16 protein-coding genes and 1 other annotated feature are annotated in these 18,241 nt (G+C 35.0%); of the genes, 7 read left to right on the forward strand and 9 right to left on the reverse strand.

Going from position 1 to position 18,241, the window contains the following annotated elements; genetic code table 11:
- Window positions 1-13: 13 nt before the first annotated feature.
- Together C1Y58_RS01460 and C1Y58_RS01465 are read right to left on the reverse strand one after the other, a co-directional pair.
- Window positions 14-1,936 (reverse strand): aconitate hydratase, encoded by a 1,923-nt coding sequence (locus tag C1Y58_RS01460; protein ID WP_105614214.1) that lies wholly within the window; start codon window positions 1,934-1,936, stop codon window positions 14-16.
- Window positions 1,937-3,334, reverse strand: a complete 1,398-nt coding sequence (locus tag C1Y58_RS01465; RefSeq protein ID WP_105614215.1) for a beta/alpha barrel domain-containing protein — start codon at window positions 3,332-3,334, stop codon at window positions 1,937-1,939.
- Between the two features lie 170 nt (window positions 3,335-3,504).
- On the opposite strand from C1Y58_RS01465, the gene C1Y58_RS01470 reads away from it, so the two are divergent.
- From C1Y58_RS01470 to C1Y58_RS01475, 3 genes are all read left to right on the forward strand, one after another.
- Window positions 3,505-3,687, forward strand: a complete 183-nt coding sequence (locus C1Y58_RS01470; RefSeq protein WP_105614216.1) for a hypothetical protein — start codon at window positions 3,505-3,507, stop codon at window positions 3,685-3,687.
- A gap of 285 nt (window positions 3,688-3,972) precedes the next feature.
- Window positions 3,973-4,137, forward strand: coding sequence for a hypothetical protein (locus C1Y58_RS26325; RefSeq protein ID WP_157949892.1), 165 nt, complete (start codon window positions 3,973-3,975; stop codon window positions 4,135-4,137).
- A 182-nt stretch (window positions 4,138-4,319) separates the two neighbouring features.
- Window positions 4,320-5,675, forward strand: a complete 1,356-nt coding sequence (locus C1Y58_RS01475; protein WP_157949893.1) for a YheC/YheD family endospore coat-associated protein — start codon at window positions 4,320-4,322, stop codon at window positions 5,673-5,675.
- A gap of 60 nt (window positions 5,676-5,735) precedes the next feature.
- Here the strand turns inward: C1Y58_RS01475 and C1Y58_RS01480 are convergent, their stop codons facing one another.
- Window positions 5,736-6,668: a S8 family peptidase gene (locus C1Y58_RS01480; protein ID WP_105614907.1), complete on the reverse strand. Its 933-nt coding sequence runs from the start codon at window positions 6,666-6,668 to the stop codon at window positions 5,736-5,738.
- Window positions 6,669-7,091: 423 nt separating this feature from the next.
- Between C1Y58_RS01480 and C1Y58_RS26330 the strand changes: the two genes are divergently transcribed.
- Entirely contained in the window at window positions 7,092-7,268 is a 177-nt protein-coding gene (locus C1Y58_RS26330) for a hypothetical protein (RefSeq protein ID WP_157949894.1), read from the forward strand.
- Window positions 7,269-7,361: 93 nt separating this feature from the next.
- Here the strand turns inward: C1Y58_RS26330 and C1Y58_RS01485 are convergent, their stop codons facing one another.
- The gene (locus C1Y58_RS01485) at window positions 7,362-7,862 is read right to left on the reverse strand and encodes a hypothetical protein (RefSeq protein ID WP_105614218.1); all 501 of its coding nucleotides are present in this window, start codon (window positions 7,860-7,862) and stop codon (window positions 7,362-7,364) included.
- A 152-nt stretch (window positions 7,863-8,014) separates the two neighbouring features.
- Between C1Y58_RS01485 and C1Y58_RS01490 the strand changes: the two genes are divergently transcribed.
- The 3 genes from C1Y58_RS01490 to C1Y58_RS01500 all read left to right on the forward strand — a co-directional run bounded on the left by C1Y58_RS01490 (window position 8,015) and on the right by C1Y58_RS01500 (window position 10,206).
- Window positions 8,015-8,788 (forward strand): hypothetical protein, encoded by a 774-nt coding sequence (locus C1Y58_RS01490; protein ID WP_105614219.1) that lies wholly within the window; start codon window positions 8,015-8,017, stop codon window positions 8,786-8,788.
- Between the two features lie 40 nt (window positions 8,789-8,828).
- Entirely contained in the window at window positions 8,829-9,110 is a 282-nt protein-coding gene (locus C1Y58_RS01495) for a hypothetical protein (RefSeq protein WP_105614220.1), read from the forward strand.
- A gap of 139 nt (window positions 9,111-9,249) precedes the next feature.
- Window positions 9,250-10,206 carry a M15 family metallopeptidase gene (locus tag C1Y58_RS01500; RefSeq protein ID WP_105614221.1) on the forward strand — a complete coding sequence of 319 codons (957 nt, stop codon included), beginning with the start codon at window positions 9,250-9,252 and terminating at the stop codon, window positions 10,204-10,206.
- 146 nt (window positions 10,207-10,352) lie between these two features.
- On the opposite strand, the gene C1Y58_RS01505 is transcribed toward C1Y58_RS01500, so the two are convergent.
- The 5 genes from C1Y58_RS01505 to C1Y58_RS01525 all read right to left on the reverse strand — a co-directional run bounded on the left by C1Y58_RS01505 (window position 10,353) and on the right by C1Y58_RS01525 (window position 18,234).
- Window positions 10,353-10,874, reverse strand: a complete 522-nt coding sequence (locus C1Y58_RS01505) for a gamma carbonic anhydrase family protein (RefSeq protein ID WP_105614222.1) — start codon at window positions 10,872-10,874, stop codon at window positions 10,353-10,355.
- 97 nt (window positions 10,875-10,971) lie between these two features.
- On the reverse strand, window positions 10,972-13,377 hold the full coding sequence (gene leuS / locus C1Y58_RS01510; protein ID WP_105614223.1) for a leucine--tRNA ligase: 2,406 nt from the start codon (window positions 13,375-13,377) through the stop codon (window positions 10,972-10,974).
- Window positions 13,378-13,431: 54 nt separating this feature from the next.
- Window positions 13,432-13,644 (reverse strand) — a binding site (T-box leader).
- Between the two features lie 88 nt (window positions 13,645-13,732).
- Window positions 13,733-15,103: a SpoVR family protein gene (locus C1Y58_RS01515; protein ID WP_330404351.1), complete on the reverse strand. Its 1,371-nt coding sequence runs from the start codon at window positions 15,101-15,103 to the stop codon at window positions 13,733-13,735.
- Window positions 15,104-15,106: 3 nt separating this feature from the next.
- Complete coding sequence (gene yhbH / locus C1Y58_RS01520; RefSeq protein ID WP_105614224.1) at window positions 15,107-16,279, reverse strand: sporulation protein YhbH; 1,173 nt, start codon at window positions 16,277-16,279, stop codon at window positions 15,107-15,109.
- A 32-nt stretch (window positions 16,280-16,311) separates the two neighbouring features.
- The gene (locus C1Y58_RS01525; RefSeq protein ID WP_105614225.1) at window positions 16,312-18,234 is read right to left on the reverse strand and encodes a PrkA family serine protein kinase; all 1,923 of its coding nucleotides are present in this window, start codon (window positions 18,232-18,234) and stop codon (window positions 16,312-16,314) included.
- Window positions 18,235-18,241: the final 7 nt, after the last annotated feature.

The following is an 18,241-nucleotide window of genomic DNA, read 5'->3' on the forward strand; positions in this document are numbered from 1 at the left end:
TACTTTCAATAGTTTATTTTGCGTTCTTTATGGCGTTGATTCTGCCACCTACTCGTATTAATTCTATTTCTTTATCTGATAAGTCATGATGGGTAGAATACTGTCTACCCTTTGTTACATTATCAATAACTAGGATGCCATCATCTAGCTGTGACTTAATATGATTAATTTTTAATTCATCTAAAACTTCAATGTCTTCGTAATCCCTTTTATTATCAAAAATAAGGGGTAATATACCAGAATTAATAAGATTGGCTTTATGGATTCTTGCAAAACTTTTAACCAGAACAGCTTTTACTCCAAGATATAAAGGAACTAAAGCAGCATGCTCTCGACTTGAGCCTTGACCATAATTTTCTCCTCCAATAATAATACCTCCCTTATTCTCTTGCGCACGTTTTGGAAAATCCGCGTCACAAGGAGTTAAACAGAACTTTGATAAGTGAGGAATGTTTGATCTAAAAGGTAGAAGCTTTGCATTGGAAGGCATGATATGATCTGTTGTTATGTTATCTTCAACTTTGATTAACACCTTACCAGTAACATCATCTTCAAGTGCATTATTTAATGGGAATGGTTGAATATTGGGTCCCTTTACAACCTTTACAGTAGCCCCTTCTTCTGCTGGTTCAACAATCATATTATCGTTAAGTAGGAATTCCTTTGGTTCATCGATATCTAGTTTCATGTCACTACTTCTAGGATCTGTTAATTTACCATTAAGGGCACTAATAGCTGCTGTCTCCGGACTTACTAAGTAAACGCCTGCTGATACTGTACCACAGCGACCTTTAAAGTTACGATTAAAGGTTCTTAATGAAACCGCATCTGTAGATGGTGCTTGCCCCATTCCGATACAAGGTCCGCAACCTGATTCAAGAATCCTAGCACCAGCAGCGATCATATCAGCTAATGCACCATTACTGGCTAACATGTTTAGTACTTGCTTTGACCCAGGCGCAATAACTAAAGATACGTGAGGTGAAACAGTTTTACCCTTGAGTATTTTGGCTACCTTCATCATATCTCTATAAGAACTATTGGTACAACTTCCAATACATACTTGGTCAATATGTATACCTTCTTCTGATTTAACTTCAACTACATTATCTGGGCTATGCGGTTTTGCTACCAAAGGTTCCAATGCAGATAAATCTATTTCTACAATTTCATCGTATTTAGCATCTTTATCTGGCAATAATTCTTTATAATCATTTAAACGGCCTTGCGCTTTTAAGAAAGCCTCTGTTACCTCATCACTTGGGAAAATGGAGGTGGTTGCTCCTAACTCAGCACCCATATTGGTGATAGTTGCTCTCTCTGGTACGGTCAATTGTGTGATTCCTGGTCCAGTATATTCAATAACTCTACCTACTCCACCCTTTACCGTTAGCCTTCTAAGAACTTCTAAAATAATATCTTTTGCTGTTACAAAAGGTGATAACTCACCAGTTAATCTAACATTAACTACCTTAGGTGTTGTAATGTAATAAGCTCCTCCCCCCATGGCTACAGCTACATCCAATCCCCCTGCTCCTATAGCAATCATACCAATTCCTCCGCATGTGGGCGTATGGCTATCAGAACCAAGGAGGGTACCACCAGGTACCCCAAAACGCTCGAGGTGGACCTGATGGCATATACCATTACCTGGTCGTGAGAAATACACACCATGCTTATTGGCAACAGTTTGAATATATTTATGATCATCAGCATTTTCAAAACCTTGTTGCAACATATTATGATCAATATAAGCTACAGACTTATCTGTTTTAACACGATCTATATCCATAGCCTCTAATTGCAAATACGCCATGGTTCCTGTTGAGTCTTGAGTTAATGTTTGATCAATTCTAATACCTATTTCTTGACCAATAGATAACTCACCTTCTATCAAGTGTTCTTTAAGAATCTTTTGCGTAAGATTTAAGTTCATTTAAATGGCCTCCTCACATTCAATCGCATCGTAATGTTCCATTGCTTCCATCGTTACTTTTTCTAATTCTTGATCTGTAATAGCTATAACACGCCCGCTTTCATACTCTTTATCCACCCATTGTTTTACTCTAACTACAACAGGATGATTTTTTTCAAGAGCTTTATTATCAACTAATGAAAAATAGGAATTAATCCAGTGAGCGATCCCTGATATTCCTGAAGTATTGGTTATAGCCACTCTTGGTGGTCGGTTTAACAACGATGTAGTATCAAAAATATTATAAATTTCCTCATTCTTCAACAAACCATCCGCATGAATTCCAGCTCTTGTAACATTGAAATTCTTACCCACAAACGGTGTCTGGGGAGGGATTTTATAGCCTAGTTCCTTATCAAAGTATTCTGCAATCTCTGTAATAACAGTCGTATCCATACCATCTAAAGTACCCCTTAACTGAGCATATTCGAAGATCATTGCCTCTAACGGTGTATTACCAGTTCTTTCGCCTATACCTAGAAGAGAACAGTTCACTGATGATGCACCATACAACCACGCAGTGGACCCATTTGTAACGGATCGATAAAAATCATTGTGACCATGCCATTCGATAAGTTCAGAAGGTACTTGCGCATGGTGACGCAATCCGTAAATAATACCTGGTACACTTCTGGGCAATGTTGCACCTGGATAACCTACTCCATAACCCATGGTGTCGCAGGCTCGTATCTTAATAGGAACACCTGTTTCTTCCATAAGCTTCATTAATTCTAGTACAAATGGTACAACAAAACCATAAAAGTCTGCTCTTGTTATGTCTTCAAAGTGACATCTAGGACGGATTCCAAAATGAATACAATCTCTAATAACAGCTAAATAATGATCAATAGCTTGCTGTCTGGTCATTTTTAGTTTATGGAATATATGATAATCCGAACAACTAACAAGAACACCAGTTTCTTTTATTCCAATATCCTTAACTAATTGGAAATCCTTTTTACTTGCACGAATCCAACTCGTCACCTCTGGAAATTCATAGCCTTTCTCCAAGCACTTATACACGGCTTCTCGATCTTTTTTACTGTACAAAAAGAATTCAGATTGACGAATAATTCCTTTAGGACCTGATAGTCTATGTAAGTAATCAAAAAGTGTAGTGATTTGCTCTGTTGTATAAGGTTCTCTTGATTGTTGCCCATCTCTAAAAGTTGTATCAGTAATCCAAATTTCTTTTGGCATGCCAATGGGTACCAGACGATGATTGAATGCAATTTTGGGTACTTCTTCATACGGATATAGATTTCGGAAAAGATTAGGTTTATTAATATCCTGTAATGGATATTTGAATTCTGTTCGTTCCAACAAGTTTGTATTCGTACTATATTCAATCATTTTCATACCTCCTAAAATACTATTATAATATTACGATAGTATAATTGTATACAATCATACTTGCATTGTCAATAGATTTTTCTGATAATTGTAATTTTATTATTTTCCCATTCATTTATGCTGATTTTATGCATTTTTTTGTAACTTCCATCATATACTTAAATGAGGTGGTTTGTATGTTCTATAATATTCAGGATTTTTATTCATGTACGGACATTGCAGATGATTTTAGATTGAAAACATATGATTCATTAGATGGCTGCTATGCCACCAGAGTTAAATTGGATGAAAAAAATCCAATTGATTCTATGTCAGATGAAGAGTTTCTCGCATTTTTGATGTTATTGCTAATGCAGTAAATACTGATCAAACCGAATATACATTTTTTATTCAAATAGAACTTGCTCCAGATACGGTCAAGAAACTTACTGATATTGAAATCAAAACCCCCATTAAAGAGGATTGCATGAATCATGACATCCTCTTTATTTTTTTCTATATAAAACCTTATAATCCTATAAAAAAAGGACATCTACTTGCAGCACACAAATTCAAAACCCTTCATAGTATATATTATCAAACCTATGAAAAGCCCTTAAAAATACGTTTTTTGCCATGATTTTATTATTAAAGGAGGGTTTTTAATGGCAGGCTGGGGAAACCAAAATATTTTCTTTTTATTTTTCTTCTTATTATTATTCAATGATGGTGGCGGATACTGCGGTGGCAAAGAAGCATTTGCTGAAAATAGTTTATTCTTCTTCCTAATAATATTCATGATGTTATTCGGTGGTATGGGATCTTACTAAAATGACAATAGGTTAGCCCTAAGGGCTAACCTATTTTTCATTTTCGCATCCCCGCCCTTTTATAGCATTATATACACTTTTATATCGGAAGGACATACAATATTAGTGTAAGGATTAAGAGAGTACTTTTAAGAAATATCACAAAAGGGGTGATTAGCATCAATAATACATCTATGATAGTTATGATCAAGACATTAACTGAAACTTACAAAAATAAATTAGTCGTAAAAATTCCTATGAAACTCATAGAGAATTCATTTGATACAGGCTGTAGCAGGCGTATCGGTAGAATAAAAGTCGGTTTATCAAGCTGGTATGTAGAATTTATGCCCGGTACTGACGATTCAACTATAGAAATTCCAGAGTTACTGATGAAAGCTATAGGATTGTATGATGGTTTCCAATGCAATGCTAACCTAGAAGATGAAACCCTATCACTAGGACCTGTAGTTGGGGTGTTTACTTCAAAGAAACTCATTAGAAAAGCAAAAAAGCAAGCCATAACAGGAAAGATGGTACAGTATGTACAAGCTAATAAGATTGGTAAAACCATCTTATATTTTTTCTCTGTTGATGATTTTGATTTCATCAATCATAAAATTTACGGTACCATATTTAATGAAGATCTTCTAAAGTGGGAGAGACGTCTATTGCCATTCCCTGAAATACTCTACGACAGGGGTGGCTCACGTGCTCATAAGTATAGGACCGTTTCTCGCTTTATAAGAAAGCAATTTAAAATGATTGATTCACTAAAATCTATTAACCCTAAGTTCTATTTTGATAAGTATGATACTTATAAGCAACTTGCAGCCTATGATGAGATCCAACCTTATTTACCCTATACGACTAAATATAAAAGTCCTAACGATCTGAAGAATATGTTTAAAAGAAGTAAGGTCCTTTATATTAAAGATCGTACCGGAAGTAACGGTAAAGGTGTCATGCGCGTTGAAAAAAAATCCAAGAATCACTATCAATTCAGTACTTCCAAAAAAAAGGGTCGTGATAATACATTTGATTCCTTTATTAAATTTGAAAAGGCTGTTAGCTCTTTCTTTAAAAGTAAAGATCTCATTATACAAACAGCTATTGATCTCATAAAAGTTAACAATACAATTGTAGACATGAGAGCCACATTACAACGCAATCGGTATGGTGAATTGGAGATCATTGCATATGCTGTTAGAGTTGCCAAACCTGACTCTCCAGTAACCAGTACGGTATCTGGCTCAAATGTTTATCGATTCCATGATTTTTTCAAAAAGAAAATGGATTGGTCAGATGAAAGAATTGCAAATTACGAAAAACAAATTGATGAATTTCTAATTACTATCTATAAACACATTGAGAAAGCCTATGGTACTTTTGGAGAAATTGGGATAGATTTTGCTATTGATACAAAAAACCGATTATGGTTTATAGAAAGTAATGCTAAACCTGCAAAAACCACTGTTCATAAACTTAAAGATTCAGACACCTTATTAAAAGCATATCTGACCCCATTAGAATATGCTAAATACCTAGCTGGATTTTAAAAGATATTAAAGACAAGAGAAAGGCAATCATCACTGCCTTTCTCTCTTTTACAGGATAAACTATCCCATCAACTTTTCTATATTGATAAGTCCCCACCCTTGATGGTTCTTCTTAAAACCAAGATCATCACAACAACGACTCAGCTTAAGTTTCACTTCATTAGGTGATAAATAAGGGTTGCTTTGTAGCAATAACGCAATAGCACCACTGACCATAGGAGCAGCCATGGAAGTACCTGATTTAGCCTCATACTTACTGTCTTCTCGACTTAATCTCTCCATAGGCTTATAGTTTTCTTTTGAAGCACATGAAATGATATTAGCCCCTGGTGCCACTACATCCGGTTTAATAATACATGCTCTTGTAGGTCCCCTGCTTGAATAGTTGGATATAAAGTCACCATTAATATTGACTGTTTCATGGTCATTAGAACAACCAACTGTTATAATCTTTCTACTAATCCCAGGCGTTGTTATGGTTCTGCTTCGTGGCCCCTTATTACCAGCAGCTGTAACAACGATAATCCCATTATCCCATAGATGATCAACAGCTTTCACTATGGATGATTCTTCCCCTTTATGATCATCACCACCTAAAGAAATATTGACAATACGAATATTGTATTTATTACGATTATCCATAACCCATTGTAGTCCAGCTAATACATCAGATGTCTTTCCTCCACCTTTTTTATTAAGTACTTTGACAGATAGCAAATTAACGTCTGGCGCTATACCCATGTACTTACCATCAGAGCTTATACCATTACCTCCAATAATACCAGCAACATGTGTACCATGCCCATTATCATCGTAAGGTGCATCTAAATCACCTACATAATCCACCTGTTTCAGTAAACGATTATAGGGTATTAAGAAATCTGTATGAGGATATACACCAGTATCTACAACTGCTACTGTAATACCCCTGCCAGTTAGTTTTCCTTCATTAAAAACCTTCTCCACATTCACCCTTTTTCTAGCAACATCCATTTGAGCTGTCATTCTGGTGTCATACTCGACCTTTTCAACACCTTCAACATTCTTTAGATCATCTAATGCCAATTGAGGTACTTCAAGTACATATGCTTGAATCATAGGCAAACGATGTATGACCCTGCCTACTGATCTTAACTTCTTTTCATCAGTTTTGTTCATATTAGCATTGACAATGACTTGCACCATTTTATTTTGCTTTTCTATTTGACTCCTTTTATCAATCCTAGGTTTTCTAAAAGACTTATTCAATCTACCAAATCCCATTGTAGTCCTCTCCTCTCACTTTAGGTCACCTTTCTAAATAACTCTCTTAATAAATTCATATGATTCAAGAAATTTTATTATTAAAAAAACTGCATATTGTACAAGTCTAATCACATAGATATTAAATGAGTTCAAGTTAATGGAGGTTTCATTATGAATGATGTGGCTGCTCAAGGATTTGGCGGTAACAATCTTATGTTTTTAATTTTATTTTTACTACTATTTAACCAAGGAGGAATGGAAGGCGGCTTTGGTGGTGACAGCTCTTTCCTATTAATACTCTTACTCCTATTCAGTGGAATGGGTGGCGGAGGAGGATTCGGTTATTAAAAGCGGGGGTACATACCTCTGCTTTTTCCTTTTCCTTCATATTTCAACCACAAAAAAAGCTCACCCTGTAAAGGATGAACTTCTTGCATTGTTTTACATTCCAAATAAGAGTAGCATCATCAAGATCATTGGGTTTATACCATCTAAATTATTGGTCTGTAATGAACCTTGGTTATACATTTCATAAACCCCGTCTTCGTTTACTGTAACTCCCCGATGTTGTCTTGTAAAAGATTGTTGATTCGTTGGAGTAGGGCGATTTCTTACAGGCACTGTCTGACCGTTAATAGATGAAATATCCCCCATCAGCTTTTTCATGGCAATAATATTGCTAAACATATCTGTCATAGCATCTATCTGGCCTGTATTGCCATCTCCAATAAATGGTTTCATTGCCTCTAATAATTGCATTTCATTTCCTAATTCATTCTTAGATTGCTTTTTATAGTCTTCTAAAATAGATGCGAATTTATCAATATAGGTTTGTTGAACAGTTTGACGCAATACATCTAGCATACTATTAGCATATTCATCAACATTGACATTACCATTTGCTAACGCTGCCAACTCATTTAATAGTTTATCATCAGCCATATTACTCTCCCCTTATGCTCTTCTGTTACTATCTTATGTAGGTAGGCATATCCAGTTGAACACTTTTTCTTTAAGACAGGTTAAATAATTGGAAAGATTTAAATTCTAGGTCATAGAATAAGTAATAAGAAGTAATGAAATGGAGGCAAATAATGAATCCATATACTCCACCTCATATGAATAATCAAGGATTTCATACAGATCAATCCCAGCAAAAGCAAAGACAACAAGCACCTCCTTATCACCCTTTTGGCTCAGGGAATCAGCAGTATCAAAATAACGGACCTCAAACACCACCTACTCAAGGGAGCGATCCAACTCCTAGCCCAACAGCACCCACCCGTAATAATAACTTTGATTTCGGTAAATTAATGCCCATGCTAGAACTCTTATCTGGTATGTATAAACAACAATCTGGTATTAATTTCGGCTCCAACTTACATAATGATCAAACCCCAGCACCAGTGAATGAATTTGAAAATGCAATCAATACTCAAGAAATGAAGATTCTTAAATCAGCTATCCCCTTTCTTGACCATAACGTCAGTCGTCAAATAGCTATGCTAGTCAAAATGATGGAGCTCCGCAATACCATGGATTATTATGACAAACCTTCTGAGGAATTAATGCGTCAAGAAAAAGACCCTAATTGGAAAAAGAATATGTTATTATCCATGAGGGCTCATCTTACCGAAGATCGTAAAGCAATTATTGATTATGCAATTAAGTCACTAGACATGCGTGATTTGGTAGATCACTTTAACAAGATCCAAACCAATAAGTCAGAAGAACCTAAACAAGATTCTACACCATCTAAGCCTAAGGAAAATGATGACCTTAATGCAAAATTAAAAGGAATGCTGACTCCTGATCAGCAACAAATGTTCAATACCTTTAGTGGTATGATGAATGGTATGAAAAAGTAACGATAGAAGTGATGAACGATAAATAAGGAGTGATGAACATATGAGCAGTAACTACGATAGTTTACTATCTTCTGAAGCTTTCACAAATATCCACCCAAAGAAAAAAGAACTCATCATTGAAATGTTAGAGTTAATGGAAACACGTTCTTCTGAGCAGAAATTACAGATTCTTTTAGCCTATGGTATGAAAATGCAAAGTGAAGGACTACAATTAACAACTCATGAGTCAAAAGCTTTGATGGACGTATTAAAAACTAATATGAACCCTCAAGAAAAAAGTCGTGTAGACATGATGATTAATATGATGGGAATGATGAAATAGGGTAAGGCCTCTTTTATAGAGGTCTTTTTTTCAATTTATTAATCTATCAATACATTGTTAACATTATTTAATATTATTACCATTGACTCACTTCGTCGATATGACTATAATAATGTCATACTGAGAGAGGTGATGTCTAATGACCAAGAGAATTCCATTTGCTATTCTTTTTATGCTAATTGTAATTGTTTTTATGCAAATAACGACAGCTCATCCATCAGAAGATGAAAAAGTCATCGAAACGACTCATCCTATGGAAACTATTGAAGTTATAGAAGTTGAAGAACCAGTAGACACCCCGCCTTCAAAGGATATAGAGGGTATTATACAGCTCATTATACAAGATGAATTACCAGAACTTTTATTAGTCAGTCAAGATTATCCTTTACAAGAAGATCTCAGTCAAGGCATTGTTGTGAATACTGTGCCTTCCAACAAATATATGTCCATTAATCAAGAAACACTAGATGCTCTAGAAGAGCTTTTCTCAGCTAGTCAATCCTTTGGTATCCAAGACCTTTTATTGACTAGTGCATATAGAGATATTGCTTATCAGGAAATGTTATTTGAAAAACAGATGAATCGTTATAGAGGTACTCATACAGAAGATCAGGCTTATGCGTTAGCAAGTCAAGCTGTTGCTCCTCCAGGAACAAGTGAACATCAAACAGGTATGGCTGTTGATTTCTTATCAACAACTCAGTATACATTAACCGAAAGTTTTGATGGAACTCCCAGCGGACAATGGTTACTTGAAAACGCTTATAGATATGGATTTATTTTAAGATACCCAAAGGATAAAACCGACATCACGGGTATTATGTATGAACCATGGCATTATCGCTATGTAGGACAAGTTCATTCTGAATATATTCATAAGCATCATCTTTGTTTAGAGGATTACCTTCATTTGCTTGAAAATGAAAAAAGAATTTCTTTTATTACTGAAAGTGGTAATGCTTACGAAATCTATTACATTAATGATATACAGGGCTTCGACTTCAATACAACAAACATTGATACCCATAATATTGTAGATGTTTCTCACATTGGAGATGATAGCTATATTGTAACATTAGCAATGGCATCCTATTAATCCACACTTAGAATTTAAGACCATAATTAAGGGTAACTCATAATCGAGTTACCCTTTTATTTTGTTATAGGAAAGTACTGCGTTTTGCTGGCAAGGAACCATACTTTCCTATCTCCAGTTTAAATGTGGCGTTAGCCACTTTTGTACTACTCTGATATAATCTCTAATTCTGAATGTTCCTTAGCACTTTCAATATAATGCTCTGCTGAATATTTTAAATAGCCTTTTTCCTCGTCTGTTAATTCACGTACAACTTTTGCAGGTGATCCCATAACTAAGACTCCAGAAGGAAATTTCTTATTCTGTGTAACTAGACTGTTGGCTCCAATAATGGTATAATCACCAATTTCTGCTCCATCAAGAATAGTAGAACCCATACCAATTAGTGCATAATTCCCTATTGTACAACCATGTAATAATACCTGATGGCCTACTGTAACGTAATCTCCAATGATCGCCGGTTTATCAGTTGCATTATGGATTGTTGAGTTATCTTGAATATTGGTTCCCTTACCAATAACCATCTTATCCAAATCACTACGTAAAACTGTGTTGTACCATATACTTGAGTTTTCTCCGATCACTACATCACCAATGATATCTGCACTTTTAGCTATAAAACAGCTTTCATGAATCTGGGGAATGAAATCTTTGTATTTATATATCATACCATAACCTCCTTATACTGTACTATAGAAACATCAATCTCTATATCCTTACGCAAAAATAGAGATGGATCTCTCCACCTCTATTTTACTATATTATCTATTTAACAACAATATTTATGATTTTTTTAGGTACATAGATCTCTTTAACAATAGATTTTCCATCTAATTTACTTTCAATAGCTTCTCTAGCCGCAGATAATACTGACTCTTTATCAGCCTCTGCATCCATCTCAATAGTTGCACGAACTTTACCATTAATTTGGACTGGCAACTTAATTGTATCTTCTTTCATTTTTTCTTTATCAAATGTTGGCCATGGATTAGCAAATACAGTCTGCTCATGCCCCATTTGCCCCCATAGTTCCTCAGCAATATGAGGTGCAAAAGGTGCTAATAACACAATTAAGATTTCGATGGTTTCTGAATCAATACCACCTTGACTCTTATTGATATCGATCAATTTATTAGTATACTCCATGAATCCACTAACAACAGTGTTTAAACTAAAGTTATTTAAACGCGTTGTAATTTCATAAATCATTTGATGTCTTACTTTTTCCATCTCTTTCGTTACTGCTACTTCTTTGCCAATATTGTTAGTAACTAAATTCCAAACTTTATTAATAAAGCGGTAAACACCATCAATACCACGATCATCCCATTCAGAATCTAATTCTGGTGGACCTACAAATAATTCGTAGATTCTTAAAGAATCACAACCATACTTTTCTACTAAATCATCAGGAGATACAACATTACCTTTTGATTTACTCATTTTAGCACCGTTTTTACAAATCATTCCTTGATTAAATAAACGTTTAAATGGTTCTCCAAATTCAACTACACCTATATCATGTAGGAATTTAGTATAGAAACGGGCATAAAGTAAGTGAAGAACTGCATGCTCGATACCACCAACGTACATATCAACTGGCAACCACTCTTTAGCTATTTCTGGACTAACAAGTTGCTCTTTATTACGAGGATCAACATATCTTAAGAAGTACCATGATGACCCAGCCCATTGTGGCATGGTATTTGTCTCTCTTTTTGCATGACCACCACATTCAGGACAAGTCGTATTCACCCACTCATCAATATCTGCTAATGGCGATTCACCTGTTCCTGTAGGCTCATAGGATTCTACATCAGGTAATGTCACTGGAAGGTTTTCCTCTGGAACTGGAACAGCTCCACATTTCTCACAATGAACAATTGGAATAGGTTCACCCCAATAACGTTGACGAGAAAATACCCAGTCACGCAATTTGTAATTCGTTGTTTTCTTCCCAATATCGTGTTCTGCAAGGTAATTTGCGATAGCCTCTTTAGCTTCAAGGGACTTCATACCATCAAAGACTTGAGAATTCACCATAACGCCTTCTTCAGTATAAGCTTCTTCAAGTGGAACTAGTTCTTCTCCTTCTTTAGCTATGACTTGAATAATAGGTAAGTCAAATCTCTTAGCAAAAGCAAAGTCTCTTTCATCATGGGCAGGTACACACATAATGGCACCCGTACCATAATCAGCCAATACATAGTCAGATATCCATATTGGTATTTTAGCACCATTGAGTGGATTAATAGCATATGAACCTGTGAATACACCTGTTTTCTCTTTATCTTGAAGACGGTCAACTGATGATTTCATGGAAGCATTGAATACGTATTTTTCAACAGCTTCTTTTTGCTCTTCAGTAGCAAGTTCTTTTACCATAGCTTGTTCTGGTGCTAATACCATAAATGTTGAACCATAAAGCGTATCAGGTCTTGTTGTAAATACTTTTATTTTGTTCTCTAAACCTTCAACTTCAAAGTCAATCTCAGCACCGTAACTTTTACCAATCCAATCAGATTGCATTTTTTTAACTTTTTCAGGCCACTCTAGACCTTCTAAATCATTTAACAATCTTTCAGCATAAGCTGTAATTTTTAACATCCATTGACGTAAGTTTTTCTTTGTTACAGAAGAACCACAACGATCACATTCACCGTTAACAACTTCTTCATTTGCAAGACCAGTCTTACATGATGGACACCAGTTTATAGGCATCTCTTTTTCATAAGCTAAGCCTTCTTTAAACATCTTTACAAATATCCATTGAGTCCATTTATAATAATCAGGATCAGTTGTGTTCACTTCTTTATCCCAATCATAGATAGCGCTGATTTCTTTTAATTGTCTTTTAAAATTTGCTACGTTTTCTGCAGTAGCTTTAGATGGATGAACACCCATTTTGATGGCATAATTTTCAGCTGGCAATCCAAAGGCATCCCATCCCATTGGATGTAAAACATGATAACCTTGTAGTACTTTATAACGACTCCATACATCACTTAATACATAACCTCTCCAGTGTCCTACATGAAGACCACTACCTGATGGATAAGGGAACATATCTAAGCAATAATAATTTTCTTTTCCTTCACCAGGTTGATTAATAGGGTTTTCTTCCCAATAACCACGCCACTTTCCTTCAATCTGTTTGTGATCGTAATTCATACTTACCACATCCTCCTAATAAAACATAGTAAAATTTAAGCCTCTCATCTCTGATTTAGAGACGAAAGGCTTTATTCCGCGGTACCACTCTAGTTTACTCCAAAAGGAGTACACTTAAACTCTTTAACGATGAGTCACCGTCCTAACCTACTTCAAATTTCAGTTGGAAACTCCAAGGTGAGTTCAATACTTTGGGGTACTGCTTTACACCAACCAGCAGCTCTCTAAAACCTTACAGTATCTACTATTCCTCTTCATAGTCTTTCTCTACTTACCAAATAAATTGCTGTACTTAATTATTGGTTATTTTAACACATCCTAATCACAAAATCAAGTTTAATTGGATTTTCTCAAATTAATATATTATTTTATCTTTATTGCAAGTGATGGATTTAACATTACCATTCAAAATTGTATTGAGAATAACTTTATTCCCCCAAAGGGTAGAAAGATATTTCAGTGTCTGATGAGCATAGGTCATTCTCAATTCTCTACCATCATATTCATGGGTCAAAACTAAAGTTCCATCACCCTTTAAAACTTCTTCAACTTTAATACATGGTATATCTCCCATCCCAACACTATTCGCAAGAGAATCTCTGATCTTCTTCCAGCCATCTCTATCAGAAATTTCTTCTATGATATAGTCTTTTTGATTTTTAGCATACTGAAACAAGTTCATTTCTTTACACAATTCTTCTGTCAGATATTTTCTTATGAAGGAATCATCTCTCTCCATTTTTCGAACTTCAAATAACTTCTGTGTACCGTATTCTTTTTCAATAGCTTCAAATAGCTTGAATCCTATAAAATAAGGGTTTATACTCCCTAAAAATGGTCTTATGACTTGATTATGACGATTTAAGAACTCTAAGTGTAAGCTTTGATGTAACTCTAATTGATTGATTATCCGATAATGCCAGAAACTTGCCCAGCCCTCATTCATGATTTTAGTTTCAATTTGTGGGATGAAATATTTAGTTTCTGTCATCACAATTTCTAAGATGTCTTTTTCCCATTCTTCAAGATGACTGTTTTCAATCAAAAAGTTCATTATATCCTCTGTTGGTTCTAGAGGTATTTTGTTGAGATCTGGAATTTCTACATCCTTTTTCTCATCAAAAGAATTGGTAGAATTTGAGTCACGATGGTATTTCTCTATGATCATTTTTTTAAGTTCATCATGTGTTAAGTACTTCTCGCCAACAACTCTCGTTGTGTGATACTTCAAAGCGTGACCTGCATCTAAAATTCGTTCAACCTTTTCATAGCCAATAGCTGGATCTTTAATATAATCTCTAATCCTATTTGCATGATTTTTAAACATTTCTAGTGTATACTCAGCTCGAGTTCCTTCTGCAAATAAGCGATTATTTTTGAAAAAATCATTATGCCCATAGACGTGAGCCATTGTAAGTATTTGTAGTAGCAGCGTATTGTCCCTCATAAGATAAGCAATACATGGATTGGAATTAATGACCATCTCATAAGGTAACCCTTCCAAATTATACTCGTATAAGGTCCTTTTTCTTTCATATTTTTTGCCATAGCTCCAATGTGGATAATGGGAAGGCATACCAACATAGGCTTCATAGCAGATCATGTCTTCATAACTGCAAACCTCATATTCTTGAGGATAGCAATCCAATCCTGATGATTTTACAATTTTATTTATTTGATTATCCCACTCTTCTAACTGCTGGATTGTATAATCTATCATAGTCATGCATTATCCCATCTCTCCATTTTCTTTGTCTAGTAATATCTTGAGACCGGGAATAATATCCTCCTTCCCCGTTAACTTTATGACCGAAAAATTCTTATTTTTAATCTTCTTAGTAAATTCAGTCAGTATCGTGCTGCTTGAAATATATCTACCGGTGGCTATTTGTCCATATCCAAATAAATTACATGTTTCACATAACTTTTTTGCAAGTTTTATGGCTTTCTCATTATCTTCTCTCCAGTTGTCTCCGTCACTACAATGAAATGCATAGACGTTCCATACTGTCGGGTTATATCTCTCCTCAACGATCTCTAGAGCCTTTTCATATCCACTACTGATAAAGGTCCCTCCTGACTCTCCTTTATGAAAAAATTCGTCCTCACTGACTTCTTTGCCCTTAGTCGTATGAGATACAAAAACCACTTCTACGCTAACGTACTTCAATTTAACAAATTGGTATAGAAGAAAATAAAAACTTCTTGCTAAGTATTTCTTGGTTAGATCCATTGATCCTGACGTATCCATAATACAAATAACTACGGCATTACTTTCTTTTTTTATATCTTTCCTTATATGATAATATCTCAGATCATCTTCTTTAAAAGGAAATCTTTCTTTATTGGAGTCTTCTATAGGCTTTTTGCCCCTGTTAGTAGCCTTCTCTCGCTTGATCTTCTCAATGACTGACCTCTTCTTTGCTAGACGAGGTTTAATTCCCTTTCTCTGATAACCCAATCTCTTGAAGTTCCTTTCGGATTCAATTTCACTAAACTTCTTTCTCTCCATATAAGGAAGATTTAAATCATCAAACAAATAGTTCATAAGCTCCTCTATGGTAATTTCAGTTTCATAAATATCTTCTCCTTCAGCATTTCCTGCTTGTTGATCACCATCCCCCTCTTGCATTTGCTCTCTCCCTATTGTATCGCCTCGCTTTTCGTCACCCGCCCCTGAACCAATACCAGGTTTATTGTCTCCATAGATAAACCTATATTCTTTAATACCCTTTATAGGTATTTTGATTTTCTTGTCTTTGCTCTGACCAATTATACTTTCATCAGCTATTATGCCATCAATATTTTTTTTAATTGAATCTTCTATGAGCTTACGATGTCTAAGTCTATCTTCTGCAGACCGATCTCTCCCCTTGCTATCAAATTCTCTAAATCTACTCATCCATACTCCCCCTGCTCACAAACATTTTAGCACTAATCCTTCCATAAATTATTGGCAGCATATTTAAGGATGACATTACAGCAGTGCTCGCAATAACCGTTCTTTTTCATTTCATCAACCATGGCATTATATTTTTCACTTTGTTCCTTATCCCTAACCTTACTACTGGTAATGACACGACTTAGCTCTTTTACTGAAGCTGTTAACTTTTTCTCAATGGCTTCTTTTAAAGGAGGATAGCAAGTATAGTCAATTTTACCTCCATTCCTCATAACATAAAACATATAGGACGTTACATCCTGTCTGAATCCCTTCGCTGATGAACTCGTTATATTGATTTGAGATTCAATAGACTTAAGGAAAACTTCATCGGGGTCTAATTCTTCGCCAGTACTTCTATCCTTAATTCTTGTTTTATTGACATATGCTTCTGCATGATCTAAATAATTATTAAACAAATCTTCAGCCTGCTCTTTATAACCATGAATGAATGCTTTTGTGACTTCGGATTCGAGAATTTTGCTATACTCTTTTTTCACTACATTCTGTAGAAAATTTAAGTAATTCTTCTTTGTCTCCTCATTAATGGTTAGTTCTTTTACAGACTTAATCATGGTTTCTAAAATGGCTATAGGATTGATACAATTATGTTCTGACTCCGCTATGGTTTCATCAATGGCTTTCATAATAAATCGAGGTGATATACCCGTCATACCTTCCCTCGTAGCTTCTTCTTTTAGCTCAATCACATCTATTTTCTTAGTCGCTCCTTTTTCAACAATCTCTTCACCATTATAGATTTTTAGTTTTGTTATAGGATTCACTTTGTTAGATGGAGCTAAACGGGTTAAAATAGCAAACATAGAAGCTATTTTAATCGTATGAGGAGCAATATGAGCACTGAAGTTACTCTTTTTCAACATTTTTTTATAAATTCTGATTTCCTCGTCTAATATCAAGCAGTATGGTACCTCTATCTTTACAATTCTATCCAGTATAGCTTCATTTGTATGATCTGCTTTAAATTTATTCCACTCTGCTTCATTAGAATGGGCTAATATGATCCCATCAAAATAAATCATAGAAGACTTGCCAGGTGACGGGATGCTTTTCTCTTGCGTAGCAGTAATCATAGTATGAAGGTATTCTACTTCATTTTTGAAAACCTCGATAAATTCCACAATGCCTCTATTCCCAACATTGAAAGCTCCATTTAAAGATAACACTCTTGGGTCATCTTCGGGATAAAGATCTAATTTGGATATATCGACAGATCCTACTAGTACTGAAGTATCTTGATTATTTGGGTCAACAGGTGGAACTACCCCAATCCCTTTTCTTGATCGTATACTGAAATCTACTGCTTCTATCTGAAACTTTTCATACTCTCCATCATAGTCATTTTTTAATCTATACCTACAAACGGGACAAAGATCTCCTTCTATTTTTATACTTAATAAGTCTTCAAATTCTTTTCTTAGATGATTAGGTACTAGATGTAATGGTTCTTCTCTCATGGGGCATCCCTTTAGGGCATATAATGACCCACTTTTTTCCAATCCTTGTTTAAGAGCTTCCATGATTGAAGATTTTCCAGCTCCCACAGGTCCTACCAAGTATAATACTTGACGTGACTCTTCCCCTTTCATTGCAGCTGTTTGAAAATACTTAACGATTTTCATTAGAATCTGATCAATACCAAAAAAGTCATCTTTAAAGAAATTATATTTTTTAATAATATTATTGCCATAAATCCTTCTATACTTAGGGTTTTCAGTCGTGTCAATCACTTCTATTCCTTGATCAATAATTGTCTGATACATACGCTCATGTGCTAATCTACTAAGGGATGTATCTTCCTGTAGAAGCTTTAAGTAATCAAGAAAGGTACCCTCAAAATAAAATTTCTTTCTATCTTCTCTATCTTTTTTTATAAGTTCTGAAAATTCAAACATCTGTATA

The sequence above is a fragment of the Vallitalea okinawensis genome (assembly GCF_002964605.1).
GTDB lineage: Bacteria > Bacillota > Clostridia > Lachnospirales > PQDH01 > Vallitalea_A > Vallitalea_A okinawensis.

Coding starts and splice junctions, on each gene's coding strand:
- C1Y58_RS01460 (WP_105614214.1), bottom strand. CDS start 1,936: ATGAACTTAAATCTTACGCAAAAGATTCTTAAAGAACACTTGATAGAA.
- C1Y58_RS01465 (WP_105614215.1), bottom strand. CDS start 3,334: ATGAAAATGATTGAATATAGTACGAATACAAACTTGTTGGAACGAACA.
- C1Y58_RS01470 (WP_105614216.1), top strand. CDS start 3,505: ATGTTCTATAATATTCAGGATTTTTATTCATGTACGGACATTGCAGAT.
- C1Y58_RS26325 (WP_157949892.1), top strand. CDS start 3,973: ATGGCAGGCTGGGGAAACCAAAATATTTTCTTTTTATTTTTCTTCTTA.
- C1Y58_RS01475 (WP_157949893.1), top strand. CDS start 4,320: ATGATCAAGACATTAACTGAAACTTACAAAAATAAATTAGTCGTAAAA.
- C1Y58_RS01480 (WP_105614907.1), bottom strand. CDS start 6,668: ATGGATGTTGCTAGAAAAAGGGTGAATGTGGAGAAGGTTTTTAATGAA.
- C1Y58_RS26330 (WP_157949894.1), top strand. CDS start 7,092: ATGAATGATGTGGCTGCTCAAGGATTTGGCGGTAACAATCTTATGTTT.
- C1Y58_RS01485 (WP_105614218.1), bottom strand. CDS start 7,862: ATGGCTGATGATAAACTATTAAATGAGTTGGCAGCGTTAGCAAATGGT.
- C1Y58_RS01490 (WP_105614219.1), top strand. CDS start 8,015: ATGAATCCATATACTCCACCTCATATGAATAATCAAGGATTTCATACA.
- C1Y58_RS01495 (WP_105614220.1), top strand. CDS start 8,829: ATGAGCAGTAACTACGATAGTTTACTATCTTCTGAAGCTTTCACAAAT.
- C1Y58_RS01500 (WP_105614221.1), top strand. CDS start 9,250: ATGACCAAGAGAATTCCATTTGCTATTCTTTTTATGCTAATTGTAATT.
- C1Y58_RS01505 (WP_105614222.1), bottom strand. CDS start 10,874: ATGATATATAAATACAAAGATTTCATTCCCCAGATTCATGAAAGCTGT.
- leuS (WP_105614223.1), bottom strand. CDS start 13,377: ATGAATTACGATCACAAACAGATTGAAGGAAAGTGGCGTGGTTATTGG.
- C1Y58_RS01515 (WP_330404351.1), bottom strand. CDS start 15,103: ATGACTATGATAGATTATACAATCCAGCAGTTAGAAGAGTGGGATAAT.
- yhbH (WP_105614224.1), bottom strand. CDS start 16,279: ATGAGTAGATTTAGAGAATTTGATAGCAAGGGGAGAGATCGGTCTGCA.
- C1Y58_RS01525 (WP_105614225.1), bottom strand. CDS start 18,234: ATGTTTGAATTTTCAGAACTTATAAAAAAAGATAGAGAAGATAGAAAG.